We start from the raw sequence: 25,392 nt of genomic DNA, 5'->3' as shown, positions 1-25,392 counted from the left end.
ATTTCAAAATTAGAAAGTTAAACAGTTTAAGACTTGAAAAAATGGTCTTAATTTTATTAATAATAATCCATTTAACTCTTTTTGGGGTAGGTTTAAGATTTAATTAACTTAAAGTTAGTCAAAACAAAAAACCCTGCAAATGCAGGATTTTTAAGTCATTTTATTTTTTAGGATGTTACTTCTTTTTTATAAGCATCATCATGCACATTAGCGATAGCTCTTCCCGATGGTTCGTTCATATTTTTAAAAGCTTCATCCCACTCTAAAGCGGTTGCAGTACTACAAGCAACACTAGCTTCTTGTGGTACGCTTAAAGCAGCTGTATCACTAGGAAAATGTTCTTCGAAAATAGAGCGATAATAAAACTCTTCTTTATTTAAAGGTGTATTTATAGGGAACCTAAATTTAGCGTTTGCTAATTGTTCATCAGTAACTTCTTTTTCAACAATTTCTTTTAAGGTATCAATCCAACTATAACCAACACCATCGCTAAATTGTTCTTTTTGTCTCCATGCTACACTTTCTGGTAACATATCTTCAAAAGCTTTTCTGATTACCCATTTTTCCATACGCTCTCCATTAATCATTTTGTCTTTTGGATTGATGCGCATAGCAACATCCATAAATTCTTTATCTAAAAACGGAACACGACCTTCAATTCCCCAAGCCATTAAGCTTTTGTTTGCTCTTAAGCAATCGTACATATGCAGTTTATCTAATTTACGAACAGTTTCTTCGTGAAATTCTTGTGCGTTAGGTGCTTTATGAAAGTATAAATATCCTCCAAAAATTTCATCAGCTCCTTCACCAGATAGCACCATTTTAATTCCCATAGATTTAATTACACGAGCCATTAAATACATTGGTGTAGAAGAGCGGATTGTAGTAATGTCGTAAGTTTCGATATTGTAAATAACATCTTTAATAGCGTCTAAACCTTCTTGAATTGTAAATTTAATTTCATGATGAATCGTACCAATATAATCTGCAACTTTTTGTGCTGCTGCTAAATCAGGTGATCCCTCTAGACCAACTGAAAAAGAATGTAACTGTGGATACCAAGCTTCTTTTTTATCATCAGATTCAATTCTCATTTGAGAATATTTTTTAGCAATAGCTGAGGTTACTGAAGAGTCTAATCCACCAGAAAGTAACACTCCGTAAGGAACATCAGACATTAATTGTCTATGAACAGCAGCTTCTAAAGCTTCTTTCACTTCTTGTATGCTTGTTTCATTTTCTTTTACTGCTTCATAGTCAGACCAGTCTCTTTTATACCATTCTACAAACTCTCCGTCTTTACTAGACATATAATGTCCAGGAGGAAATAACTCTATTTTAGCACAAACTCCCTCTAAAGCTTTTAATTCTGAAGCTACATAAAAAGTTCCATTTTGATCCCAACCAATATATAATGGGATAATTCCCATATGATCGCGAGCGATGAAGTATTCGTCTTTTTCTGTATCGTACAGAGCAAAACCAAAGATTCCGTTTAAATCATCAACAAAATCAACTCCTTTTTCTTTATATAAAGCTAAGATTACTTCACAATCCGAAGCAGTTTGAAATTCATAGTCAAAACCAAACTCTTTCTTCAATTCTCTATGGTTGTAGATTTCTCCATTGGCAGCTAGAACTAATTTTTTATCAGCGCTAAATAAAGGTTGTTGCCCAGAAGCAGGATCAACAATGGCTAAACGTTCATGAGCCATAATTACTTTATCGTCGCTATAAATTCCGCTCCAGTCTGGACCACGATGTCTAATTTTTTTAGCCATCTCTAATACTTGAGGTCTTAAACTCTCAGAAGATTGTTTTAAATCAAACGCACATACAATTCCACACATAACTTTATATTTTTATACTTAGAGTAATTTTTTGTTTACTATTCTGGTACAAATAACTGAATGATGTTTGTATTTGAAAACTAAATATTAAATTATGGTTATATATTTTAACTAATAACATGTTATTTGTGTTGATGTGAAAGTTGTTTTGCTACAAACCGCTTATAAAGCTTATTGTTTTTTATTTTTAAAGAAATAATTGAAGTAAAAATTTGGATTCCAGAAAATCTATTTTACATTTGTACCATAATGGTGAAACAATTATTAAATAACTGGTGGTGGAAATCTCGTAACTTACGTTAGTGAGACCATCTTGTTATATCTATAATACAACGAAAAGGCTTATCTCATGATAAGCCTTTTTTGTTACAATAAATTTAAGAATGAATAAAATAAAGTTTACAACAATAGCTAAACAGCAATTAGCTGATACTGTTACTCCGGTGAGTTTATACTTACGTACGCGAGATAAATATGCGAATAGCTTATTGTTAGAAAGTTCAGATTATCATAGTAAAGAAAATAGTTATTCTTTTTTATGTATTGAGCCTTTAATAACTATCAAAGCTGATGAAAATGACATTTCGTTTTCATATAAAAAGGAAGTGTTAGGTAGAAAAACGATAGACCGTAATTTTTATAAACTGTTTGATAGCTACAGTAATTTAATAGATGTTGATTGTTCAGATGAAATTAAATCATTCAATGGGTTGTATGGATACACTACTTTTGATGCAGTTCAGTATTTTGAAACAATACAATTTGATTCAAAGAAATCACCATCGGCAATTCCAATGTTGCAATACAGTTTTTTTAGGTTTATAGTTGCAATCAATCATTTTAAGAATGAATTAATTTTAATTGAAAATATTCCTGAAGGTGAAGAGTCTCGATTGTCAGAAATATCTAATCTAGTAAACTCACAATCATTTGCTAAATATCAATTTAATTTTGAAGGAAGTGAAACTTCTAATATTACAGATGAGGAGTTTAAACAAAGCGTTACTAAAGCAAAAGAACACTGTAAAAGAGGAGATGTTTTTCAATTAGTGTTATCTCGTCAATTTCAACAAAAATTTAAAGGAGATGAATTTAATGTGTACAGAGCATTACGTTCTATAAATCCATCACCATATTTATTTTATTTCGATTACGGAAGTTTTAAATTAATGGGATCTTCACCCGAAGCACAGATAAAAATTGATGCTAAAGAGGCAATTATAAACCCTATTGCGGGTACTTTTAGAAGAACTGGAGATGATGAGAAAGATAGAGAATTAGCAAAAGAATTGGCTAATGATCCGAAGGAAAATGCAGAGCATGTAATGTTGGTAGATTTAGCACGTAATGATTTAAGTAAACATGCTACTAATGTAACCGTAGAAACCTATAAAGAAGTACAATATTTTAGTCATGTAATTCATTTGGTATCTACAGTTACGGGTAAAATTACAGGGAATCCAATTGAAATTGTTGGAGATACTTTTCCTGCTGGAACTTTAAGTGGAGCTCCAAAATATAAAGCGATGGAATTAATTGATAAATACGAAAATCAAACACGAGGATTCTACGGTGGATGTGTAGGCTTTATTGGGTTAAACGGAAACGTAAATCAAGCAATTGCAATACGTTCGTTTGTAAGTAAAAATAATACATTGTACTATCAAGCAGGAGCAGGGATTGTTATTAATTCGAAAGAGGAAAACGAATTACAAGAAGTTAATAATAAATTAGCAGCATTAAAGAAAGCTTTAGTGTTAGCAGAAGAGATATAAGATGAAGATATTACTATTAGATAATTACGATTCGTTTACCTATAATTTGGTACATTATGTAGAAGATATTACAGGGAAATTGCCAGATGTATATCGTAATGATGAAATTTTAGTTGATGAAATTAAAAACTACGATGCAATTATTTTATCACCAGGACCAGGGATTCCAGACGAAGCAGGAATTTTAAAAGAAGTGATTAAGGCGTATGCAGGTAAAATTCCAATTTTCGGAGTGTGTTTAGGTTTACAGGCAATCACTGAAGTTTTTGGTGGAGAACTTGAAAATTTAAATGATGTATTTCATGGAGTTGCCACTGAGATGAAAGTGCTTAAGAATGACACAATTACTTTTAAAAATATTCCAGAAACATTTGAGGCAGCTCGTTATCATTCTTGGATTGCTTCTCACAATAATTTTCCGTCAGAATTAGAAGTTACTGCAATTGATGATGCTGGAAGTGTAATGGCATTACGTCATAAAGAATATCATATCGAGGCAGTACAATTTCATCCAGAAAGTATCTTAACTCCAGATGGAAAAAAGATGATTCAGAATTTTATAGAAAGTATCTAATGAAAAAAATATTAAATACACTTTTCGAACAGAAAAGATTAACTAAAGACCAATCGAAAGAAGTCTTAATAAATATAGCGCAAGAAAAATATAACGCTTCTCAAATAGCAGCTTTTATAACGGTGTTTTTAATGCGTCCGGTTTCGGTTGATGAGTTATCTGGATTTAGAGAAGCATTATTGGAATTAGCTGTAAAAGTAGATTTGTCAGACTTTAATACGATTGATTTATGTGGAACAGGAGGAGATGGAAAAAACACCTTTAATATTTCAACACTAACGTCATTTATTGTTGCAGGAACTGGAAATAAAGTTGCTAAGCATGGTAATTACGGAGTGTCATCAGCTTCAGGATCTTCAAATATGTTGGAGTTTTTAGGTTATAAATTTACCAATGACGAAAGTGTTTTAAAGCATCAGTTAGAAGAAGCGAATATTTGTTTTTTACATGCGCCATTATTTCATCCAGCAATGAAAGTTGTTGCCCCTATTAGAAGAGAATTAGGTGTAAAAACATTTTTTAATATGTTAGGGCCTTTGGTAAACCCAAGTTCACCTCAAAACCAATTAGTAGGTGTTTTTAATTTAGAAGTAGCCAGAGTTTACAACTATATATTACAACAGTCGAAAGTGAATTATGGAGTGGTACACGCGTTAGATGGCTATGATGAAATTTCGTTAACAGGAGATTTTAAACTATTTACAAAAGAATCAGAACAACAAATCTCACCATCCGATTTAAATCAAAAACAAATTTTACAATCAGATATTTTTGGAGGTGATACTGTTGCAGAAGCTGCTAAAATTTTTGTAAATATTATCAATGGAAAAGGCACAGAACAGCAGAATAATGTAGTTTTGACAAATACTGCATTTGCATTAAAAACGTTTGATGAAAATAAGAGTTTTGAAACTGCTTTTGAAGAAGCAAAAGATTCTCTTTTTGGATTAAAAGCAAAAAAATCATTAGAAAAATTAGTAAGTTAAAATGACCATTTTAGATAAAATAATCGCGTTTAAAAAAACAGAAATAGCAAAGATAAAAGCTGAAGTTCCTGTTAAGAAATTAGTAGAAAGTCCTAATTTTAAAAATGCTCCTTTTTCATTAAAGAAATCGTTGTTACAAGTTGGTTCAACAGGTATTATAGCTGAATTTAAACGTCAATCTCCATCAAAAGGGGTTATTAACGATAAGTCTACCATTATTGAGGTTACAGAAGGTTATTTAGATGCCAATGTAGCAGGACAATCTATATTAACAGATACTTCGTTTTTTGGAGGTACAATGGCTGATTTATTAGAAGCTAGAACTGTAAATCAACTAAAACCAATTTTAAGAAAAGACTTTATTGTTGATGGTTTTCAAATTGTAGAAGCTAAGGCTATTGGAGCTGATGTAGTTTTGTTAATCGCTGCTTGTTTAACGGCACAAGAGTTGAAAAATTACGGACAATTAGCGAACGATTTAGGTTTAGAGGTTTTATATGAAGTGCACACCCAAGAAGATTTAGATAAGGTTAATGATTTAGATAATAAGATAATCGGAATTAATAACCGCAATCTTAAAACATTTGAGGTTGATTTAGAGCATTCGATGAAATTAGCAAGTCAAATTCCAGATTCGGCACTTAAAGTTTCTGAAAGTGGAATTTCAGATCCAAGAATTATTACAGGATTAAAAGAGCATGGTTTTCAAGGGTTTTTAATAGGTGAAACTTTTATGAAAACTGATAATCCAGGACAAGCTTGTAAAGAATTTATAGACCAAATTAGATAAAGATGAAACTGAAAGTTTGTGGAATGAAGTATATAGAAAATATTCAGCAAGTAGCTGAGTTGAATCCTGATTATTTGGGATTTATTTTCTATGATAGATCCCCAAGAAATTTTGAAGGAATCATTCCTGAACTACCAAAAGAAATAAAAAAAGCTGGTGTTTTTGTAAATGAGATTCCAGAAATTGTAGTTTCGTTAGTTGAGGAATATGGGTTAAAAATGGTGCAATTACATGGAGATGAATCTCCAGAATATGTAGCTAAATTAAAAACAATATTTACTGAAAGTATTGCAGAAAAGCATCAAAGATCAAAATATAAAATACCAGAAATTGTTAAGGTTTTTGGAGTTAAAGATGATTTTAATTTTGAAAAAATAAAGCCATACGAAGAGCTAGTAGATTACTTTTTATTTGATACGAAAGGAAAAGAAAGAGGAGGAAACGGTATAACTTTTAATTGGAAGCTCTTAGAGAATTATAATTCTACTAAACCATTTTTTTTAAGTGGAGGAATAGGGTTAAATGAGATAGCAACGATAAAAGAATTACAAAAAACTAGCTTACCTATTTACGCTTTAGATGTAAATAGTAAGTTTGAAACAGAGGCTGGTTTAAAATCAATAAAAAAAATAAAGAAATTTAAAAGTCTATTGGGATGAATTTTGAAGTAGTTCATGAAGGAAGAGGAGGGTGTGTCAAATGTTTAATAGACAATGAAAAGTATGAATTTAAAATATCATGTGAAAATCCTCATGGTTATTTTGGTATTTGGATAAGAGGGGTAGATAAAAACAAAAAAGATAAAATAAAAAAAGAACTAAGAAATTGGTTAAATAGTACAGGTAGAAATAACTGGTACTTTGAATAAAATAAAAAATGAAATTTCAACCAACTAAAGAAGGGTATTATGGGCAATTCGGAGGCGCATTTATTCCAGAGTTATTATATCCAAATGTAAAAGAATTAGAAGATAATTATTTAAATATTCTTGCATCAGAAGCGTTTCAAAAAGAATACAAAGATTTGTTACAACATTATGTTGGTCGCCCAAGTCCGTTGTATTTAGCAAAAAGATTGTCTGAAAAATATGGAGCAACTATTTATTTAAAACGTGAAGATTTAAACCATACAGGAGCACATAAAGTAAACAATACAATTGGTCAAATTTTAGTAGCAAAACACTTAGGTAAAACTAAAATTATTGCTGAAACAGGAGCGGGACAGCATGGAGTGGCTACTGCTACGGTTTGTGCTTTGATGGATTTGGAGTGTGTTGTTTTTATGGGAGAAACAGATATTAAACGACAAGCACCAAATGTTGCTCGTATGAAAATGTTAGGAGCAAAAGTGGTTCCTGCCACAAGCGGAAGCAAAACTTTAAAAGATGCAACTAACGAAGCAATTCGCTATTGGATTCAAAACCCTGAAACGTATTATTTAATTGGTTCTGTTGTTGGGCCGCATCCATATCCTGACATGGTTGCACGTTTGCAAGCGGTGATTTCTGAAGAGATGAAGACGCAATTAAAAACGCAAACTGGTAAAGAAAATCCAGATACGATTGTTGCTTGTGTTGGTGGGGGATCGAATGCTGCAGGTGCTTTTTATCATTACTTAGAGGATAAAGATGTTGAGTTAATAGCGGTTGAAGCTGCTGGTTTAGGAGTGAATTCCGGTGAAAGTGCAGCAACTTCTCAATTAGGTGAAGTTGGTGTAATTCATGGAAGTAAAACTATTTTAATGCAAGACGAATATGGACAAATTGTGGAACCATACTCTATTTCAGCAGGATTAGATTATCCCGGGGTTGGTCCTTTACATGCGTATTTACATGAAACAAAACGTGCGAAGTTTATGAATGCTACTGATAAAGAAGCGTTAAATGCTGCTTATGAATTAACGAAGATAGAAGGAATTATTCCAGCATTAGAAAGTGCGCATGCATTAGCAGTTTTACCAAAAATGGATTTGAAAAAAGACCAAGTTGTGGTGATTAATTTATCAGGTAGAGGAGATAAAGATTTAGAAACGTACATCAATCATTTAGAAGAATAAAAATGAATTCGATTAAAAAAATATTTAAAGAAAAGAGTCAAAATTTATTGTCTATATTTTTTACAGCTGGTTTTCCTAAATTAAACGACACTACGGCTATAATTAATAACTTAAGTTCAAATGGGGTTGATTTTATTGAAGTAGGATTGCCATATTCTGATCCTTTGGCAGACGGACCAACAATACAACATAGTAGTTCAGTAGCTCTTGATAATGGAATGAATTTAGAAGTTGTTTTTGAACAATTGTTTTCAATAAAAGAAAACAATAAGACTCCTTTAGTTTTAATGGGGTATTTAAATCAAATAATCAAATATGGAGAGCATGAGTTCTGTCAAAAAGTAAAAGAGTGTGGAATTGACACAGTTATTATTCCAGATTTACCAATGATTGAATTCGAAAATCATTACCAAGAATTATTTAAGAGTTATGGAATTGTAAATGTGTTTTTAATTACTCCTCATACATCTGAAGAACGTATTCGTAAAATAGATTCGTTAACAGAAGCATTTATTTATGTAGTAGCATCAGCATCAATTACAGGAGCAAAGGGAGAAATATCGGAGCAACAGATAGCTTATTTCAATAGAATAAACGAAATGAATTTACAAAGTAATTTAATTGTTGGTTTTGGTATTTCAGACAATAAAACATTCACAACAGCTTGTAAGTATATGAATGGAGCTATTATTGGTTCAGCTTTTATAAAAGAGTTAGACGAAAATGGAGTTAATAAAATTGATAGTTTTATTAAAAGTATAAAGAACTGTTAAGGTATTCCTAATTTTTCTTAAATGAAGTTTGAAAAAAGTATTTTAGTAGTTTAAACTACTATTTATAATGACTTCAAAAAAAATACTTATTGTAATTGCAATAATTACAAGTAATTTTCTGCTGGCTCAAAATAATTTAATTCGTAAACCAGCTATTAGTCCAGATGCTACTCAAATGGCATTTAGTTATCATGGAGATATTTGGACCTATAATTTTACTACACAACAAACAAGTCGATTAACAATTCATAAAGGATACGAGAGTAATCCAGTATGGAATGCAAACGGAACAGCTTTAGCGTTTTCATCTAATCGAAAGGGTAATGATAATGTGTTTACGACTTCTCTAAACGGAGGAGTTCCTAAACAGTTGACGTATTATCCTACTGCAAATACTCCAACAGATTGGACAAAGGATGGAGAGATAATTTTTACAACTAGAAGAGTATATCGCGGTCCTGAATGGGATGCACAAATGTATAGTGTTAATGATAACGGAGGTACACCTCAACGATTATTAACTGCTTATGGAGAGATGGCTTCGGTTTCACCAAACGGTAAACTAATTGCTTTTACAAAAGGAGCTTGTCGTATTGCGCGTGAAGATTATTCAGGTTCTGCACAGCGAGATATTTGGGTTTATAATACTCAAACAAAGCAGTATCATCAAATTACAACGAGTATTAAAAACGATCATTCGCCAATGTGGGATGCTTCAGGTAATTTATATTATGTAGGAGCTAAAAGCGGAAGGTATAATGTATATAAACAGTCAGTTTCTTCAAATGGAACTGCTAATGGAGCTGCTACTCAATTAACATCAGAGAAAAAAGATGGAGTGCGTTCTTATTCAGTAAGCAATAACGGAACTATTATTTATTTAACTGGAGTAAACTTATTTAAAGTTGAAAATGGATCAAAGCAAAAAATCAATCTAAATATTTCTTCTGATAATCGTTTCGAAGAAGAAGAAACAAAAACAGTTTCTAACGGAATTAGTAGTTATGCAGTTTCACCTGATGGAAAAAGTATCGCTTTAGAAATTAATGGAGAAATATTTGTTAAGCAAAATAATAAAGAGAAAAAGCGCTCTAATAATGTAAGTAAGCATTCGTTTAGAGATCGTAATCCACAATGGATTGATAACAAAACTGTTGTTTTTTCTTCAGATAGAGATGGGGTTTATCAATTATACAGTGCTGTATCTACAGATACATTAGTTGGTTTACATCGTAGCTTAAAAACAAAAGTTACGAAACTAACGAAGAGTAAAGAAGATGTTGAAGGTTCATTAGTGTCACCAAACGGAAAGAAAATTGCGTACCAAATAGGTAGAGGAATTTTAATGGTTGCTGATTTAAAAGATGGAAAAATAGTAAACCCTAAAGAGTATTCTAACTCTTGGGCAGCTGCCGAAGATGTATCTTGGAGTCCAGATAGTAAATACTTAGCCTACTCTCAAGAAGATTTAAATTTTGATAGTGAGATTTTTATTCAATCAATCAAAGATCCTTCAATAAAAATGAATGTATCAATGCATCCACGAAGCGATCGTAACCCTGTTTGGAGTGCAGATGGTAAAAAGTTAGCTTTTTTATCAAACAGAAGTGGAATTAATTATGATGTTTGGATGGTTTGGTTAGAAAAGCCTGATTGGGAAAAATCTAAAAGAGATCACGAAGAAGGCGCTTATTATCCAGAAAAGAAAGATGAGAAAAAATTAGATAAAAAGGATAAGAAGAAAAAGAAGAAGAAAAAAGTTGTTGTTAAAATAGATCAAGATAGAATTTACGACCGTTTAGTTCAAGTTACTTCTTTACAAGATAATGAGTATAGCCCTGTGTTTAGTGCAGATAGTAAGTTTATTTATTTCTCAGCAACAAATCCTGCTAGTAAAAAAAGAAGTACTTATAAGGTGAAGTGGGATGGAAGTAAACCTAAAGCTATTAAGGGAGTTAGTGGTGCAAGGGGTATTACAGAAAATAAAGGGAAAGTTTATTTTACTTCAAGAGGTAGTTTAAGTCAATTAGATACAAAGTCTGACAAAGTTACCAAGTTGCCACATTCGGCGACTTATACTAAGAATAGTAAAAAAGAATGCGAGCAAATTTTTAACGAAGGAATTAGGGCATTAACAGCTGGTTTTTACGATCCTGAATTCCATGGGTATGATTGGGATGCTTTAGTGAAAAAATATAAGCCTTGGGTACTTTCTGCAACTACGCATCAGGATTATTCATATATGTATAACTTATTGTTAGGGCAGTTAAATGCAAGTCATATGGGGTATCGAGGTAGAGCTCCAAGAAATGTGAATGAAAAGATCGGATTGTTAGGTTTAGATGTAACGAATGTAAACGGAGGAGTAAAAGTAAATTATGTTTTACCAAATACAGTTGCAGATAAATCGAAAAGTAAATTAAAAGTAGGGGATGTTATTGTTGCTGTTAATGGAAATAAGATTGATAAAAACACTAACTTCTATAAGCTGTTAAAGCAAACTCAAGGTAACGAAGTGTTGTTGAGTTTAAAGAACGGAAAAGATGTGGTTATTCGCCCACAAAGATCAATTAGAAGTCAGCAATATGAAGCTTGGATAGATTCTCGTAAGAAACTAGTAGATGAATATTCAAACGGACAATTGGGTTATATTCATATTCAAGGAATGAATCAACCAAGTTTTGAACGTTTTGAAAGAGAGTTAAAAGCAAGTGGATATGGTAAAAAAGGAATTGTTATTGATGTTCGTTATAATGGTGGTGGTTGGACAACCGATCGTTTAATGGCTGTTTTAAATGTAGATCAACATGCATATACAGTTCCTAGAGGAGCTGCTAAAACTTTAAAAAGTCATAAAAAATACAGTAAGAATTATCCGTTTAATGAGCGTGCTATTTTATCGGTAAATACAAAGCCAGTAGTTGCTTTGTGTAATGAAAATAGTTATTCGAATGCTGAAATTTTCTCACACGCATTTAAAAACTTAGGATTAGGTAAATTAGTTGGTCAGCCTACTTTTGGAGCGGTAATTTCTACAGGAGGAAAAGGTTTGCAAAACGGATATATTCGCATGCCATTTAGAGCCTGGTTTGTTAAGAAATCAGGAAAAAATATGGAAAATGATGCTCCAGCGGTACCAGATTATTTAGTGAAAAATGCCCCGGGTTGGAAAGATAGAGGAGAAGATACTCAATTAAAAAAAGCAGTTGAGGTATTATTACAAGACATCAAATAATAGTTTGGTTTATGTAATTAAAAAGCGAAGATTTTAAAATCTTCGCTTTTTTTATTTCTACTTTTGCCACATGATGCAGATTACTGAAAAAGACTTACTAGAAAAACTAAAAATTAACTTCGGATATGATAGTTTTCGACTAGAACAAAAATCAATTATCGAAAATATTTTAGCTAAAAAAGATACCTTGGTTATTATGCCAACTGGTGGCGGTAAATCTATTTGTTTTCAATTACCATCATTATTTTTTGAAGGAATCACTTTGGTTATTTCACCGTTAATAGCTTTAATGAAAGATCAGGTTGATAGTTTAAAAGCAAACGGAATACCGTCAACTTATTATAACAGTAGTCAATCATCCGAAGAACAGCAACAAGTGTTTGATGCGATTGCTAATAAGTCAATCAAATTATTATATGTTGCGCCTGAGAGTTTACCATTGCTTCAAAATGTTTTAAACCAGAATTATATAAGTTGTGTTGCGATTGATGAAGCACATTGTATTTCTTCTTGGGGTCATGATTTTCGCCCATCATATAAGCAATTAGCTTTCTTAAAAAAGACGTTGCCAGAAACACCTATAGTTGCTTTAACTGCTACAGCCGATAAAGCAACACAAGAAGATATATTAGAACAACTAGCAATACTCAATGCAACAAGATTTGTAAGCTCTTTTAATAGAGAAAATATTGCTTTAGAGGTTCGTCCTGCGAATGATAGAGTAAAGCAAATTATAAAATTTATTAACGAACGATCAGGAGATTCTGGAATTATATACTGTTTAAGTAGAAAAGCAACCGAGCAATTAGCTAGTAAATTAAAGCAAAACGGAATAGATGCAAAAGCATATCATGCAGGTTTAAATTTTGAAGAAAGAGCGAAAACGCAAGAAGATTTTATTAAGGATGATACTCAAATAATTTGTGCAACCATCGCTTTTGGTATGGGAATCGATAAATCGAATGTCCGTTGGGTGATTCATTATAATATGCCTAAAAATATTGAAGGTTATTATCAAGAAATAGGGCGTGCTGGTCGTGACGGATTGCCATCGCAAGCCTTATTGTTTCATAGTTATGCAGATGTAATTCAATTGCGTCAGTTTATTGCCAATACCGGTAATAGAGAAGTGCAAGAGGCGAAGTTAGATAGAATGAAACAATTTTCTGAAGCTACTGTTTGCAGGCGAAAAATATTGTTAAGTTATTTTGGTGAGTTGATTGAAGAAAATTGTGGTAACTGCGATGTTTGCAAAAATCCACCAAAGTTTTTTGAAGGAACTGTAATAGCTCAAAAAGCATTATCAGCTATTTATCGTTTACAACAAAAAGAAGCAATGGGTACTGTTATTGATGTGATAAGAGGGGCAAAAAATGCTGCGGTTTACGATAAGAATTATCAGACTTTAAAAACATACGGAGTAGGTAGTGACACTTCATGGCAACATTGGCAGCATTATATTATTCAATTAATAAACCAAGGATATTGCCAAATAGCGTTTCACTTAAATAATGTGTTGCAATTAACTGATTTCTCTAAAAAAGTATTGTTTGAAGGAGAAAAGGTTCAGTTAACAACTCCAGTTGAGGTTAAAAAAGAACTCAAAACAATACTGAAAGAAAAGAACTCAAAAAAATCAACATCAGATACCTTATTCGAACGTTTACGTAAATTACGTTACCGTATTGCGCAAGAAGAAGATATTGCAGCATATTTAGTGTTTAGTGACGCAACATTAAAGGCGTTAGAAAATGAACGTCCGCAAACAGATAATGAGTTTTTAGCAATTAGTGGAGTAGGACAGCGTAAGTTAGAAGTGTACGGAGGTGAGTTTATGGAGGAAATAAAAACCTTTATTAATGAAAAAAAACAAGGAAGAAAAGACACTACTTTAGAAACTTTTCAATTATATAAAGAAGGTTTTACAATTGATGAAATTGCTGATAAGCGTAATTTGAAAGCACAAACAATTTTTTCGCATTTATCTAAATTATATATAGAGGGAAAAGACGTGAGTTTAGATGAGTTTATTGAAGCTGATACTTTAAAGTTGATCGCAAACGCTAAAAAAGTATTAAAAAATGAGATTGCACTAAAACCCTATTTCGAATTTTTAGGAGAGAAAGTTCCTTATGAGCAGATTCGTGTTGGGTTAACTATTTTACAGAAGAAAAGATAATAAAAGGCTCCTTAAAAAGGAGCCTATTTCACAATTTATTTTTTTAATTCTTCCATTTCTTTAATAATGCTATCAAGTTTAGAAATAAGCGTTCCGTATAATATTTTAGTTGAAATTGTATAAACGATTACTCCAATTATAGAAACAACAAGAGCTACGATAAAACCGATTCCAATAACCTGAATAAATGAAGTGTCTGAAGAGATAAATTTAGATAGAAAACTTTTCTCTTTAATGCTAAAAGCAAGTGCAAAGATTGACAAAACAGCTAACGGTATTGCAAATACAAATAGCTTTTTAGTGGCTTTCATTATCACGTTTATAATGCTTTTGTATTTTTTTAAATAAGTTAAATTGTCTGATTTTACATCAATGCTTTTAAACTTATTCAATAAGTTGGTATTATAAAAATATAAGCACAAAATTAAAAAAGCGCCATAAATACCTATAATAGCTTCCGAGAATATTGTCATTCCAGCAGCAACCAAAATTGCCATAGGGATTAGACCTTTGTTATCAATCTCATAAGTTCTTTTAATTTTATTAATTACCGATTTAGATTTTTGATTGTATATATCGTTTATTCTCGGAGCAATTAAAGTGTCTTCACTAATAAAAGCTTCATTCCATATTTTTTCAATTGATTTTTCCATCTAATAATATTTTTAATTGTTTTTTAATTCTGTTAATGCGTACAGCAATATTGTTAGCGCTAGTTCCAATAATTGTGGCAATTTCTTTGTGTGGATTTTCTTCTAAATGCAGTAAAATTATCGCTCTGTCGACTTCAGATAATTTTTTAATGGCATCGTATAATAAGTTTAAACTCTCATCTTTAAAAGCAGTGTTTTTTTCTGATTGTTCATGAAGAATATCAAAATTATTGCCTCTCCTTTTTTTCTTTTTAGAAAGCGTTAAGCAAATGTTTAAGGTAATTCGGTAAATCCAAGTAGACCATTTTGATTTATTTTGAAAAGCATCTCTACTTTTCCAAATTTGTAAACAAGTCTCTTGATAAAAATCTTCAAAATCTTCTTGAGAATCAGTATATGCTCTGCATATTTTAATAATAATACCTGCATGCGGTAGTATTGATGATGTGTAAAAATCGTTACTCAAAATTGTTTTTTATTGATTAGTAATCGAAGAGTTAAATATATTACAAGGAAATTTAAAAAAAATGTATTATTTTATTTTCAATAATTATTGAAAGTTTAAAAAGATGTTGTATATTTGTTGCATGAAATTAGATGAGGCAAAGATAAAATACATTCAAACCTGGGGAAGTTTAGCAACAAGTTGGGGCATTAATAAAACGATGGCGCAAGTACATGCTTTGTTATTAGTTACCACAAAACCACTTTCTGCCGAAGATATTATGGAGACTTTACAAATTTCTCGTGGTAATGTTAATATGAATGTTAGAGCTTTAATTGATTGGGGAATTGTTAATAAAGAGTTTGTAATTGGAGAGCGTAAAGAATTTTTTTCTGCAGGAAAAGATATTTGGGAACTCTTTAAACAAATTACTAAAGAGCGTAAGAAGAGAGAGATAGAGCCAGTTATTAAAGTTTTGGATGAGTTACAATTAATAGATGATAATTCTGAAGAGGCACAACAATTTAAAAAGGTTTTGGGAGATTTATCTTCTGTTACAAATACTGTAAACGGAATTTTAGATAAAGCCATAAAAGCGGATGAACATTGGTTATTATCAAACTTTACAAAAGTTATTAAGAAGTAAAAAAATTTGAACACAAACTTTCAAAAATTATTGAAAGTTTTAAATTAATATATGAAACTGAATAAAATAGTAATTTATATAATCTCATTAGTCTGGTTTATCAACGGTTTTTTTTGTAAAATATTAAACCTTGTTCCAAGACATCAAGAAATAGTTTCTAGAATTTTAAATGAAGAATATTCTAGAGAAATTACATTAATAATTGGGGTTTTAGAAGTGTTTATGACAATTTGGATTTTATCAGGTTTTAAATCAAGACTGAATAGCATTACACAGATGTCAATTATAATTACAATGAATATTATTGAATTCTTTTTGGCAAAAGACTTATTAATGTGGGGAAAACTAAATATAATTTTCGCTTTTATTTTTGTAGCAATTATATATTATAATGAATTTGTAATTAAGAATAAAAGCTATGTTTAATAAAATAAAAAATCATCCATTTGCAGTTGAAGCTTTTTTTGAGAGTTCTATTGTATTCACATTTGCAGTTCCTAAAGAACAATTAGAATCGTTAATTCCTGAATGTTTAACATTAGATACTTTTCAAGATAAATGGGCTTTTATAGCAATTGCAATGGTGCAAACAAAAGATTTAAAACCAAAAGGATTTCCAAAATTTATGGGAAATGATTTCTTCTTAATTGGTTATAGAGTATTTGTTCGCTATACAAATAGTAAAGGTAAAAGATTAAGAGGATTGTATATTTTAAAGTCAGAAACTGATAGTAATAAAATGAATTTTAGAGGAAATATCTTCACACATTATAATTATACAACAACAGATATATCAATAAATAAGGAAGTTGGTACAATAGAAATATTCTCTAAAAAATCTAACTTTAGTATTAAGGTAAATAAAACAGATGAAGAAATAGAGTTACCAACAAATTCACCTTTTATAAATTGGAAAGAGGCGAGAAGATTTGCTGGTCCTTTACCATTTACGTTTACTTATAATAAAGAAACAAAAGAAGTTTTAATTATTGAAGGTGTTAGACAAAATTGGAAGCCAAAACCTTTAAATGTTGAAGGTTATCATTTTAGTTTCTTAAATGAATTACAATTGAAAAATTATGTTTTAGCAAACAGTTTTATAATTGAAAACATTCCGTATCAATGGAAAAAAGGGAAAATTGAGTTATGGAAATAGAAAGAAAAAAGTTTCAGGGAGTATTAAATATTTTAAGTTTTAATAGGCATTTTTATGTAGCAGGTTCAGTCGTTTTATTTTTAATTATTACCATTTGCTTATTTTTTAATGTGTCTAATTTTTTAATTTGGTTGATAGTTGGTGCATTTTTATATGGACTTTTAATGCCTTTAATTGTTTCTGCTTATGTTTATGATTTTTCAGGATATTATAATTTTAATTGGCTAAATCAATTTAAAATTTCTGATTCAATAAAAAACACTTTTGTAAATATAAATGCAGGTTTTGATGAAACAAGTTTTATTATAAAAGACAAGTTTCCGAAATCGGATTTAAAAGTTTTTGATTTCTACAATTCAGAAAAACATACTGAATCAGCAATTGTTAGAGCAAGAAAAGTAACTGTAGAATATCCTAAAACTAAACAGATAAAATACAATCAAGTTCCTTTAAAGGATAATTCTGTAGATATTATATTTTTATTATCGGCAGTACACGAAATAAGAAATAATGAAGAAAAAGTTGAGCTCTTAAGAGAGTGTAAAAGAATTTGCAAATTAAATGGTAAAATTATTATGGTTGAACATTTAAGAGATGCTCCTAATTTTCTTGCTTTTTCTGTAGGATTTACACATTTTTTTTCAAGTAAAACTTGGAGAAACGTTTTTAAAGAAGCTGGATTTTTATCTACTACAGAAATAAAATTCACACCTTTTATGTCAATTTTTAATACAATAAAAAATTAAAATTTAATGGAACTACACCTTAAAATTATAGGAACTCTTTTATCATTATTGGCTTTTATACATATTAGTTTTCCAAAATATTTTAACTGGAAAACAGAATTAAAATCTTTGAGTTTGATAAATAAACAAATGATGGCAGTTCATACATTTTTTATTGCATTGGTTGTTTTTTTAATTGGTTTACTATGTTTAACTTCTTCAAATGAATTGGTTCATACAAGTTTAGGAAAGAAAATTTCTTTGGGATTAGGTGTTTTTTGGATTTTAAGGTTAGTATTTCAACTCTTTGTGTATTCTCCAAAATTATGGAAAGGGAAAAAATTTGAAACAACGATGCATATAGTGTTCACTTTTTTTTGGATATACATGAGTACATTATTTTTCATGATTTATTTAAAATAAACAAGTATGAGTTTCTTAACAGCAGAATGGCGAAAATTAATAATGGTTAATTACGAGGTAGATCCATCAATTTTAAAACCGTATGTTCCTTACGGAACAGAACTAGATTTTTTCAAAGATAAATGCTATGTAAGTTTAGTTGGTTTTATGTTTTTAAACACAAAATTATTAGGTTTTAAAATTCCGTTTCATAGAAATTTTGAAGAAGTAAATCTTCGTTTTTATGTAAAACGAAAGACGGATAATGGCTATAAAAGAGGTGTCGTCTTTATAAAAGAAATTGTGCCAAAACCTGCAATTACATTTGTAGCTAATACTTTTTATAATGAGAATTACGAAACCTTACCAATGAAGCATTCTTGGAATGTAAATGAAGAAGGTTTAAAAGTAAAGTATCAATGGAAAAAGAATAAAAACTGGAATTTAATAGAAATTGATGTTGAAAATTCAACGAATGAAATACAAGAAAATTCAGTAATAGAATTTATATCAGAACATTATTGGGGTTATGCAAAAGAAACTAAAAGTAGAACTACAGAATATGAAGTAAAACACCCAAAATGGAAATATTATTCAATGAAAGATTATACTATTTTGGTAGATTTTAAGTCGAATTATGGTGCTGATTTTAGCTTTTTAAATTCAAGAAAACCAAATTCAGTAATGCTATTAGATGGCTCAGAAATTTCTGTAGAGAATAAAAAAAGTATAAAATAGATTTATGGGGAAATTGCTAAAAAAGAAAATCCGCACAAATTCTGTGCAGATTTTCTTTTTTATATGCAAACATTGTTTGTTACATATTTCTACGATACTGTCCGCCAACTTTAAATAAAGCTTCAGTAATTTGACCTAAAGAACAAAATTTTGTTGCTTCCATTAATTTGTCAAATAAGTTTTCATTCTGAACAGCAGCTTCTTGTAAAATAGCTAATTGTTCTTGAACTTTTCCGTCGTTGGCTTTGTTCAATAATTCTTTGGTTTGAATTTGGAATTGCTTTTCTTCTTCCGTTGCACGAATAACTTCTGCAGGTTGAACCGTTGGAGATCCTTTAGAACTTAAGAAAGTGTTTACTCCAATAATAGGGAACTCTCCGGTGTGCTTTAAAGTTTCATAATACAAACTTTCTTCTTGTATTTTAGAACGTTGGTACATGGTTTCCATTGCTCCTAAAACACCACCACGTTCGGTAATTCTATCAAATTCTAGTAAGACAGCTTCTTCTACTAATTCGGTTAATTCTTCAATAATAAAAGCTCCTTGAACTGGATTTTCGTTTTTAGCTAATCCAAGTTCTTTGTTGATAATTAACTGAATTGCCATTGCTCTACGAACCGATTCTTCTGTTGGTGTTGTAATAGCCTCATCATATGCATTTGTGTGCAAAGAATTACAGTTGTCATTGATTGCGTATAAGGCTTGAAGCGTTGTTCTAATATCGTTAAAATCAATTTCTTGAGCGTGTAACGAACGTCCAGAAGTTTGAATATGATATTTTAGCATTTGAGCTCTAGGATTTGCATTGTATTTGTATTTCAATGCTTTTGCCCAAATTTTACGAGCAACACGACCAATTACAGAATATTCTGGATCAATTCCGTTTGAGAAAAAGAAAGATAAGTTTGGACCAAACTTATTAATATCCATTCCTCTAGATAAATAGTATTCTACATAGGTAAAACCGTTAGCCAAAGTCAATGCTAGCTGTGTAATAGGGTTGGCACCAGCTTCTGCAATATGATACCCAGAAATAGAAACAGAATAAAAATTACGGACTTGTTTATTTATGAAGTACTCTTGTACATCTCCCATTAAACGTAAAGCAAATTCAGTAGAGAAAATACATGTATTTTGAGCTTGATCTTCCTTTAAAATATCTGCTTGTACAGTTCCTCTAACTTGTGCTAAAGTAGTTGCTTTAATTTCAGCGTATACATCCGCAGGTAAAACCATATCACCGGTTAAACCTAAAAGCATCAAGCCTAAACCATCGTTTCCTTCTGGTAAGTCTCCTTGATAGGTTGGTCTTTCTAACCCTTTTGAATCGTAAGCTTCTTTGAATTTTTTTTCTACTTGAGCTTCTAAACCATGTTCTTTAATATATTTCTCACAATTCTGATCGATAGCAGCATTCATAAAGAATCCTAACAACATAGGTGCTGGTCCATTAATGGTCATGGAAACTGAAGTCATGGCGTGACTTAAATCAAAACCAGAGTATAGTTTTTTAGCATCATCTAAACAACAAATAGAAACTCCAGCGTTACCAATTTTACCATAAATATCTGGTCTATGTCCAGGATCATTTCCATATAATGTTACAGAATCGAAAGCTGTTGATAAACGCTTAGCAGGCATACCTAAACTTACGTAGTGAAAACGTCTGTTGGTACGCTCTGGCCCACCTTCTCCAGCAAACATTCTTGTTGGATCTTCACCTGTACGTTTAAAAGGATATAAGCCTGATGTATATGGGAATTCTCCAGGAACATTTTCTTGTAAGTTCCAACGTAATAAATCTCCCCAAGCTTTATACTTTGGTAAGGCTACTTTAGGAATATCTGAGTGCGATAAAGATTTTGTATGTGTTTCAATCTTAATTTCTTTATCACGAACCTTAAAGGTATATATAGGATCTTTATATTTTTTAACTTTTGTTTCCCAGTTTAAAATGATTTCCCAGTTATGTGGGTCTAAATCCATTTTTACTCTGTCAAACTCAGCTATTAATAATTTTAAAAAGTCTTTATTGTCTTCAGTAGTATTAATAGAATTCTCTTCAATTCCCGATTTATCTAAACTAATAGTAGATTCAGATACACTTTCAATGGTTTTATAAATTCCATATAACTTTTGAGCTACTTTTTCTTGGGAATCTACTTTTTTATCATAAGCTCTATTGTTTTCTGAAATTTCAGATAAATAACGAGTTCTTGCTGGAGGAATTACAAATATCTTTTCAGACATTTCTTTTGTAATTTCAAAAGTAGACTCTAAATCAGCTCCAGTTTTTTCAACTAATTTATCCATAATCGCTTTGTAAAGCGAGTTCATTCCTGGATCGTTAAATTGAGAAGCAATGGTACCAAATACAGGCATGTCATCCATATGAACATCCCATAAATTATTGTTACGCATGTACTGTTTCTTTACATCACGCAATGCATCTAAAGCTCCTCTTTTATCAAATTTGTTAATGGCTACTAAATCGGCAAAGTCTAACATGTCGATTTTCTCTAACTGTGTAGCGGCACCAAATTCAGGAGTCATCACATATAAAGAAGTATCTGAATGTTCGATAATTTCAGTATCAGATTGACCAATACCAGAAGTTTCTAGAATAATTAAATCAAATTCAGCAGCTTTTAATACTTCAACAGCTTCATTTACATATTTAGATAAAGCTAAATTAGATTGACGAGTAGCTAATGAGCGCATATATACACGTTCATTATTAATAGCATTCATACGAATACGATCTCCTAATAAAGCACCTCCAGTTTTACGTTTTGATGGATCTACAGAAATTAATCCGATTGTTTTATTAGGAAAGTCAATTAAAAAGCGACGTACTAATTCGTCAACTAAACTTGATTTCCCTGCACCACCTGTACCTGTAATTCCTAAAACAGGAGTTTTAGAATCTTTATTTTTTTTATGAATAGTGTCTAAAGCTTCTTTTGCAACTTCAGGGAAGTTTTCTGCAGAAGAAATAACTCTAGCAATACTACCAATTTCTTTATCAGCTAATTTGTTAACTTCTCCATTTAGCGTATCACCAATAGCAAAGTCTGATTTTTGAACCAAATCATTAATCATTCCTTGCAATCCTAACTCACGACCATCATCTGGAGAGTAAATACGTGTAATACCGTAATCCATTAATTCCTTAATTTCTTCAGGAAGGATTACTCCACCACCTCCACCAAATATTTTAATATGTTCTGCACCTTTTTCTTTCAAAAGATCATACATGTATTTAAAATATTCGTTGTGTCCACCTTGGTATGATGTCATTGCAATAGCATTGGCATCTTCTTGAATTGCACAGTTTACTACTTCTTCAACACTTCTATCATGTCCTAAGTGAATAACTTCAACCCCAGTAGATTGTATAATTCTACGCATTATGTTAATGGCAGCATCGTGTCCATCAAAAAGAGATGCAGCAGTTACAATTCGTACTTTATGTTTTGGTTTATAAGGTGCTATTTGTTCCATTCGTAAATTTTAAAGAAAATTGGGTGTGCAATTTACGAATTTCTTAAAAGATATAAGAATTCTTTAGAGATTATAAATAGTTAAGAAAAGCCCAAAATTTTCTCTTTTCTAAATAATATAGATTGTTTTCATTCATATATGCTTCACGCTCAAAGCTTAAGTTTTTATATGCTAGAAAACCATTTTTATATTTAATAAGTTTAATAGACCATTCAAGTCCGTAAAAAAGATAAAAGAATATGATCAACAATTCTTGCTGTTGTTTTAAATGAATCTTTTCATGATTTATTAGTTCCGCATTGTGTTTTAAATCTTTTCGTTTTAAAAAGATAAAAGGGAATAAGGTTAAGCCTACAAAGCCTTTAGGAACAATATGTTTAGAAATTAAAATCATAAAAACTACGATGTAAAAATAATCATTTCTATTTAAGTGCTATTTATGGCGTGTTTTATGAATTGATTTTTTCTAAAAGAGAAGCTAATATCGGGTTTCTATTATTCTTATCCCAAACTACTGATAAGGTAGTTTTTTGTGGTATGTTGTTAAGCTCTATAAATTTTACATTCATGTCATATCCTTTTTGTAATGATTTAGGAACAATGGATAAGCCAAAGCCATTTTCAACAAGTTTGTAAATAGAAGCTGCATGTATCGTATTATGAGAAACTATAGGAGTAAAATTATGTTCATTAAAAATTTGCATTATTTTTTCATAATAAGATGGGCTATATGATGGGTCAAATAAGATAAAAGGTTCATCTTTTAATTGTTCTAAACTTTTAAAGGATGATGAGTTTATAAAATGATCTTTAGGTAAAACTAAACAGAATGATTCCTTTAAAATAGGTTTTATAGCTAACCCTCTTGGTACTTGATCTAGGCGAACAAATCCTACGTCAATATCATGAGATAATAAATTATTAATTTGTTTTTGATTGTCCATTTCTTTTAACCCAAACTGAGCATTTGGATGCTCTTTTTTAAATTGAATTAATAAATTAGGAATGATGTCTTGCATAGCGGAACCTACATAGCCAAACTCTAATCTTCCTTGTTTTCCTTCTTGTAATAATTTAGCGTAATCTAAAATATTATCTAACTTTTTTAAGTTTCGAGTAAGTTCGTTTTTAAGATATAAACCAGCAGGAGTTAATTCTACTTTTCGATTGTGTCTAACAAATAATTGAATACCTAAATCATCTTCCATTTGTTTGATTTGTCGGCTTAATCCTGGTTGAGAAATAAATAACCGTTCAGCAGCTTTTCTAAAGTGTAAATCTTCAGCTACTGCTAAAAAATATCGGAAATGACGCAATTCAATTTGATAACTCATGGTTATTAATTATTGATAATGATGATATTGTTAGTTATCAAAAATAAAAATAACTTTGTAAAAAATGAAATAATAGACATGTTTAAATACGGAATAGATCAATTAACGGTTGATAAGGTAATTGCGATTGCTGATGGAACTTTAAAAGGAGAAATAACTGCTGAAGCTCAAGAGAAAGTGAATGTATGTAGGGAGAAAGTAGAAGTAATGGCAAATTCAGATGCTGCTGTTTACGGAATCAATACAGGTTTTGGACCATTGTGTGACGTGCAAATTACACCTGAAGAGACAAGTAAATTACAAGAAAACTTGTTAATTACACATGCTGTTGGTGTAGGGAATCCTATTGATAAAAAGTTATCTAAAATTATGATGATTTGTAAAGTGCATGCACTTTGTCAAGGCTTTTCAGGAGTACGTTTAGAGTTAATAGAACGTATTATTTATTTTATTGAAAACGATTTGTTGCCAATAGTGCCAGAGCAAGGTTCTGTTGGAGCTTCTGGAGATTTAGCTCCATTATCCCATCTATTTTTACCTTTGTTAGGAGAAGGAGAGTTTTGGGTTGGAGATACTATAAAACCAGCAAAAGAAGTATTAGAAAAAAACAATTTAGAGCCTTTAGTTTTACAAGCAAAAGAAGGTTTAGGTTTAATAAACGGAACACAGTTTATTTTAGCTCATGCAATTTTAGGTTTAAAAAAGATGGAGTATCTGTTAGATTTAGCAGATGTTGCTGGAGCAATGACTTTAGAAGGCTATTCAGGAAATGTATCGCCATTTAAAGAAGAATTGCATAAAATTCGTCCGTTTAAAGGAAACTTAAAAGTAGCAGAGCGTATGCGAATGTTATTAAAAGATTCTCAAAATATAGAAGATAAAAGTTTCCCTAGAGTACAAGATCCATATTCTATCCGTTGTATGCCGCAAGTGCATGGAGCTTCAAGAAACGCCTACGCGCATTTAAAAGAGTTAGCAGAAATAGAAATGAATTCTGTTACCGATAACCCAATTGTATTAAGTGAAACGGAAGCAATATCTGGAGGGAACTTTCATGGACAACCTTTAGCAATGGCTTTAGATTATGCTTCAATTGCAGCATCAGAATTAGGAAATATTGCAGACAGACGTTGTTATTTATTGTTAGAAGGAAAGTTTGGGTTACCAAGATTGTTAACCGAAGCAGGTGGATTAAATTCAGGATTTATGATTCCTCAATACACTACAGCGGCATTAGTAACAGAAAATAAATCATTGTGCTTCCCGCCTTCAGCAGATAGTGTTCCAACATCTTTAGGTCAAGAAGATCATGTTTCTATGGGAAGTATTTCTGGGCGTAAATTCAATCAGATTTTAGGAAATATTGATAAAATATTAGCCATTGAGTTTATGTACGCTGCACAAGCAATGGATTTTAGAAGACCAAATACATTTTCTCCTATTATTGAAGAAAACTTTAAATTAATTAGAAGTAAAGTAGCTAAGTTAGAAGACGACCGTGTATTAAAAGATGATATTAATATATTGATAAATATGGTTAAAAATCAAAAGTTTAAAGTAGCTTAAAAAGG

At 30.9% G+C, this 25,392-nt stretch carries 23 protein-coding genes; 17 read left to right on the top strand and 6 right to left on the bottom strand.

The window, feature by feature from the left end:
- Nucleotides 1-167: 167 nt before the first annotated feature.
- Nucleotides 168-1,850 carry an asparagine synthase B gene (asnB, locus tag H3Z83_RS03975; RefSeq protein WP_182124165.1) on the bottom strand — a complete coding sequence of 561 codons (1,683 nt, stop codon included), beginning with the start codon at nucleotides 1,848-1,850 and terminating at the stop codon, nucleotides 168-170.
- A gap of 383 nt (nucleotides 1,851-2,233) precedes the next feature.
- Here asnB and H3Z83_RS03970 point away from each other — a divergent pair, with 383 nt between their 5' ends.
- From H3Z83_RS03970 to recQ, 10 genes are all read left to right on the top strand, one after another.
- Nucleotides 2,234-3,625, top strand: a complete 1,392-nt coding sequence (locus H3Z83_RS03970) for an anthranilate synthase component I family protein (RefSeq protein ID WP_182124164.1) — start codon at nucleotides 2,234-2,236, stop codon at nucleotides 3,623-3,625.
- A 1-nt stretch (nucleotide 3,626) separates the two neighbouring features.
- Nucleotides 3,627-4,199: an anthranilate synthase component II gene (locus tag H3Z83_RS03965; protein ID WP_182124163.1), complete on the top strand. Its 573-nt coding sequence runs from the start codon at nucleotides 3,627-3,629 to the stop codon at nucleotides 4,197-4,199.
- Nucleotides 4,199-5,185, top strand: a complete 987-nt coding sequence (trpD, locus tag H3Z83_RS03960) for an anthranilate phosphoribosyltransferase (RefSeq protein ID WP_182124162.1) — start codon at nucleotides 4,199-4,201, stop codon at nucleotides 5,183-5,185. Before H3Z83_RS03965 ends, trpD begins: the two co-directional genes overlap by 1 nt.
- Before the next feature lies 1 nt (nucleotide 5,186).
- Nucleotides 5,187-5,975: an indole-3-glycerol phosphate synthase TrpC gene (trpC, locus tag H3Z83_RS03955; RefSeq protein ID WP_182124161.1), complete on the top strand. Its 789-nt coding sequence runs from the start codon at nucleotides 5,187-5,189 to the stop codon at nucleotides 5,973-5,975.
- 2 nt (nucleotides 5,976-5,977) lie between these two features.
- A complete protein-coding gene (locus tag H3Z83_RS03950) occupies nucleotides 5,978-6,634 on the top strand; it encodes a phosphoribosylanthranilate isomerase (RefSeq protein ID WP_182124160.1) in 657 nt (218 codons plus the stop codon).
- On the top strand, nucleotides 6,631-6,843 hold the full coding sequence (locus H3Z83_RS03945) for a hypothetical protein (protein ID WP_182124159.1): 213 nt from the start codon (nucleotides 6,631-6,633) through the stop codon (nucleotides 6,841-6,843). Before H3Z83_RS03950 ends, H3Z83_RS03945 begins: the two co-directional genes overlap by 4 nt.
- A gap of 8 nt (nucleotides 6,844-6,851) precedes the next feature.
- Nucleotides 6,852-8,030 (top strand): tryptophan synthase subunit beta, encoded by a 1,179-nt coding sequence (trpB, locus tag H3Z83_RS03940; RefSeq protein ID WP_182124158.1) that lies wholly within the window; start codon nucleotides 6,852-6,854, stop codon nucleotides 8,028-8,030.
- A gap of 2 nt (nucleotides 8,031-8,032) precedes the next feature.
- Nucleotides 8,033-8,803, top strand: coding sequence for a tryptophan synthase subunit alpha (trpA, locus tag H3Z83_RS03935; RefSeq protein WP_182124157.1), 771 nt, complete (start codon nucleotides 8,033-8,035; stop codon nucleotides 8,801-8,803).
- Nucleotides 8,804-8,870: 67 nt separating this feature from the next.
- Nucleotides 8,871-12,038 (top strand): S41 family peptidase, encoded by a 3,168-nt coding sequence (locus tag H3Z83_RS03930; protein ID WP_182124156.1) that lies wholly within the window; start codon nucleotides 8,871-8,873, stop codon nucleotides 12,036-12,038.
- Nucleotides 12,039-12,108: 70 nt separating this feature from the next.
- Nucleotides 12,109-14,217: a DNA helicase RecQ gene (gene recQ / locus H3Z83_RS03925; RefSeq protein ID WP_394366240.1), complete on the top strand. Its 2,109-nt coding sequence runs from the start codon at nucleotides 12,109-12,111 to the stop codon at nucleotides 14,215-14,217.
- A gap of 35 nt (nucleotides 14,218-14,252) precedes the next feature.
- Here recQ and H3Z83_RS03920 read toward each other — a convergent pair whose 3' ends face one another.
- Both H3Z83_RS03920 and H3Z83_RS03915 read right to left on the bottom strand, forming a co-directional pair.
- Nucleotides 14,253-14,870, bottom strand: a complete 618-nt coding sequence (locus H3Z83_RS03920; protein ID WP_182124155.1) for a hypothetical protein — start codon at nucleotides 14,868-14,870, stop codon at nucleotides 14,253-14,255.
- Nucleotides 14,854-15,336 (bottom strand): RNA polymerase sigma factor, encoded by a 483-nt coding sequence (locus H3Z83_RS03915; RefSeq protein WP_182124154.1) that lies wholly within the window; start codon nucleotides 15,334-15,336, stop codon nucleotides 14,854-14,856. Before H3Z83_RS03915 ends, H3Z83_RS03920 begins: the two co-directional genes overlap by 17 nt.
- Nucleotides 15,337-15,457: 121 nt before the next feature.
- Here H3Z83_RS03915 and H3Z83_RS03910 point away from each other — a divergent pair, with 121 nt between their 5' ends.
- From H3Z83_RS03910 to H3Z83_RS03885, 6 genes are read left to right on the top strand one after another with little or no spacing between them, the layout of a single operon-like run.
- Complete coding sequence (locus H3Z83_RS03910) at nucleotides 15,458-15,961, top strand: GbsR/MarR family transcriptional regulator (RefSeq protein WP_182124153.1); 504 nt, start codon at nucleotides 15,458-15,460, stop codon at nucleotides 15,959-15,961.
- Nucleotides 15,962-16,012: 51 nt separating this feature from the next.
- Nucleotides 16,013-16,387, top strand: a complete 375-nt coding sequence (locus tag H3Z83_RS03905) for a DoxX-like family protein (protein ID WP_182124152.1) — start codon at nucleotides 16,013-16,015, stop codon at nucleotides 16,385-16,387.
- Nucleotides 16,380-17,117 (top strand): DUF2071 domain-containing protein, encoded by a 738-nt coding sequence (locus tag H3Z83_RS03900; protein WP_182124151.1) that lies wholly within the window; start codon nucleotides 16,380-16,382, stop codon nucleotides 17,115-17,117. The genes H3Z83_RS03905 and H3Z83_RS03900 overlap by 8 nt, the downstream gene beginning before the upstream one ends.
- The gene (locus H3Z83_RS03895) at nucleotides 17,108-17,863 is read left to right on the top strand and encodes a class I SAM-dependent methyltransferase (protein WP_182124150.1); all 756 of its coding nucleotides are present in this window, start codon (nucleotides 17,108-17,110) and stop codon (nucleotides 17,861-17,863) included. Before H3Z83_RS03900 ends, H3Z83_RS03895 begins: the two co-directional genes overlap by 10 nt.
- 6 nt (nucleotides 17,864-17,869) lie before the next feature.
- Nucleotides 17,870-18,265, top strand: a complete 396-nt coding sequence (locus H3Z83_RS03890; RefSeq protein WP_182124149.1) for a hypothetical protein — start codon at nucleotides 17,870-17,872, stop codon at nucleotides 18,263-18,265.
- A gap of 6 nt (nucleotides 18,266-18,271) precedes the next feature.
- The gene (locus tag H3Z83_RS03885; protein ID WP_182124148.1) at nucleotides 18,272-18,982 is read left to right on the top strand and encodes a YqjF family protein; all 711 of its coding nucleotides are present in this window, start codon (nucleotides 18,272-18,274) and stop codon (nucleotides 18,980-18,982) included.
- Nucleotides 18,983-19,061: 79 nt separating this feature from the next.
- On the opposite strand, the gene H3Z83_RS03880 is transcribed toward H3Z83_RS03885, so the two are convergent.
- The 3 genes from H3Z83_RS03880 to H3Z83_RS03870 all read right to left on the bottom strand — a co-directional run bounded on the left by H3Z83_RS03880 (nucleotide 19,062) and on the right by H3Z83_RS03870 (nucleotide 23,821).
- A complete protein-coding gene (locus H3Z83_RS03880) occupies nucleotides 19,062-22,487 on the bottom strand; it encodes a methylmalonyl-CoA mutase family protein (protein ID WP_182124147.1) in 3,426 nt (1,141 codons plus the stop codon).
- A gap of 70 nt (nucleotides 22,488-22,557) precedes the next feature.
- Complete coding sequence (locus H3Z83_RS03875) at nucleotides 22,558-22,881, bottom strand: hypothetical protein (RefSeq protein WP_182124146.1); 324 nt, start codon at nucleotides 22,879-22,881, stop codon at nucleotides 22,558-22,560.
- A gap of 55 nt (nucleotides 22,882-22,936) precedes the next feature.
- On the bottom strand, nucleotides 22,937-23,821 hold the full coding sequence (locus H3Z83_RS03870) for a LysR family transcriptional regulator (RefSeq protein WP_182124145.1): 885 nt from the start codon (nucleotides 23,819-23,821) through the stop codon (nucleotides 22,937-22,939).
- A 78-nt stretch (nucleotides 23,822-23,899) separates the two neighbouring features.
- On the opposite strand from H3Z83_RS03870, the gene hutH reads away from it, so the two are divergent.
- On the top strand, nucleotides 23,900-25,387 hold the full coding sequence (gene hutH, locus H3Z83_RS03865; RefSeq protein WP_182124383.1) for a histidine ammonia-lyase: 1,488 nt from the start codon (nucleotides 23,900-23,902) through the stop codon (nucleotides 25,385-25,387).
- The last annotated feature ends 5 nt before the right edge of the window (nucleotides 25,388-25,392 follow it).

The sequence above is a fragment of the Tenacibaculum pelagium genome (genome assembly GCF_014062345.1).
In the GTDB taxonomy this organism is placed as follows: Bacteria; Bacteroidota; Bacteroidia; order Flavobacteriales; family Flavobacteriaceae; genus Polaribacter; species Polaribacter pelagius.
Note: the sequence above shows the minus strand (reverse complement) of the source record. Positions and strands in the feature narration are given on the sequence as shown.

Bases quoted from the DNA above. Each gene is read 5' to 3' on its own strand.
- asnB (WP_182124165.1), bottom strand. From the start codon at position 1,850: ATGTGTGGAATTGTATGTGCGTTTGATTTAAAACAATCTTCTGAGAGT.
- H3Z83_RS03970 (WP_182124164.1), top strand. From the start codon at position 2,234: ATGAATAAAATAAAGTTTACAACAATAGCTAAACAGCAATTAGCTGAT.
- H3Z83_RS03965 (WP_182124163.1), top strand. From the start codon at position 3,627: ATGAAGATATTACTATTAGATAATTACGATTCGTTTACCTATAATTTG.
- trpD (WP_182124162.1), top strand. From the start codon at position 4,199: ATGAAAAAAATATTAAATACACTTTTCGAACAGAAAAGATTAACTAAA.
- trpC (WP_182124161.1), top strand. From the start codon at position 5,187: ATGACCATTTTAGATAAAATAATCGCGTTTAAAAAAACAGAAATAGCA.
- H3Z83_RS03950 (WP_182124160.1), top strand. From the start codon at position 5,978: ATGAAACTGAAAGTTTGTGGAATGAAGTATATAGAAAATATTCAGCAA.
- H3Z83_RS03945 (WP_182124159.1), top strand. From the start codon at position 6,631: ATGAATTTTGAAGTAGTTCATGAAGGAAGAGGAGGGTGTGTCAAATGT.
- trpB (WP_182124158.1), top strand. From the start codon at position 6,852: ATGAAATTTCAACCAACTAAAGAAGGGTATTATGGGCAATTCGGAGGC.
- trpA (WP_182124157.1), top strand. From the start codon at position 8,033: ATGAATTCGATTAAAAAAATATTTAAAGAAAAGAGTCAAAATTTATTG.
- H3Z83_RS03930 (WP_182124156.1), top strand. From the start codon at position 8,871: ATGACTTCAAAAAAAATACTTATTGTAATTGCAATAATTACAAGTAAT.
- recQ (WP_394366240.1), top strand. From the start codon at position 12,109: ATGATGCAGATTACTGAAAAAGACTTACTAGAAAAACTAAAAATTAAC.
- H3Z83_RS03920 (WP_182124155.1), bottom strand. From the start codon at position 14,870: ATGGAAAAATCAATTGAAAAAATATGGAATGAAGCTTTTATTAGTGAA.
- H3Z83_RS03910 (WP_182124153.1), top strand. From the start codon at position 15,458: ATGAAATTAGATGAGGCAAAGATAAAATACATTCAAACCTGGGGAAGT.
- H3Z83_RS03905 (WP_182124152.1), top strand. From the start codon at position 16,013: ATGAAACTGAATAAAATAGTAATTTATATAATCTCATTAGTCTGGTTT.
- H3Z83_RS03900 (WP_182124151.1), top strand. From the start codon at position 16,380: ATGTTTAATAAAATAAAAAATCATCCATTTGCAGTTGAAGCTTTTTTT.
- H3Z83_RS03895 (WP_182124150.1), top strand. From the start codon at position 17,108: ATGGAAATAGAAAGAAAAAAGTTTCAGGGAGTATTAAATATTTTAAGT.
- H3Z83_RS03890 (WP_182124149.1), top strand. From the start codon at position 17,870: ATGGAACTACACCTTAAAATTATAGGAACTCTTTTATCATTATTGGCT.
- H3Z83_RS03885 (WP_182124148.1), top strand. From the start codon at position 18,272: ATGAGTTTCTTAACAGCAGAATGGCGAAAATTAATAATGGTTAATTAC.
- H3Z83_RS03880 (WP_182124147.1), bottom strand. From the start codon at position 22,487: ATGGAACAAATAGCACCTTATAAACCAAAACATAAAGTACGAATTGTA.
- H3Z83_RS03875 (WP_182124146.1), bottom strand. From the start codon at position 22,881: ATGATTTTAATTTCTAAACATATTGTTCCTAAAGGCTTTGTAGGCTTA.
- H3Z83_RS03870 (WP_182124145.1), bottom strand. From the start codon at position 23,821: ATGAGTTATCAAATTGAATTGCGTCATTTCCGATATTTTTTAGCAGTA.
- hutH (WP_182124383.1), top strand. From the start codon at position 23,900: ATGTTTAAATACGGAATAGATCAATTAACGGTTGATAAGGTAATTGCG.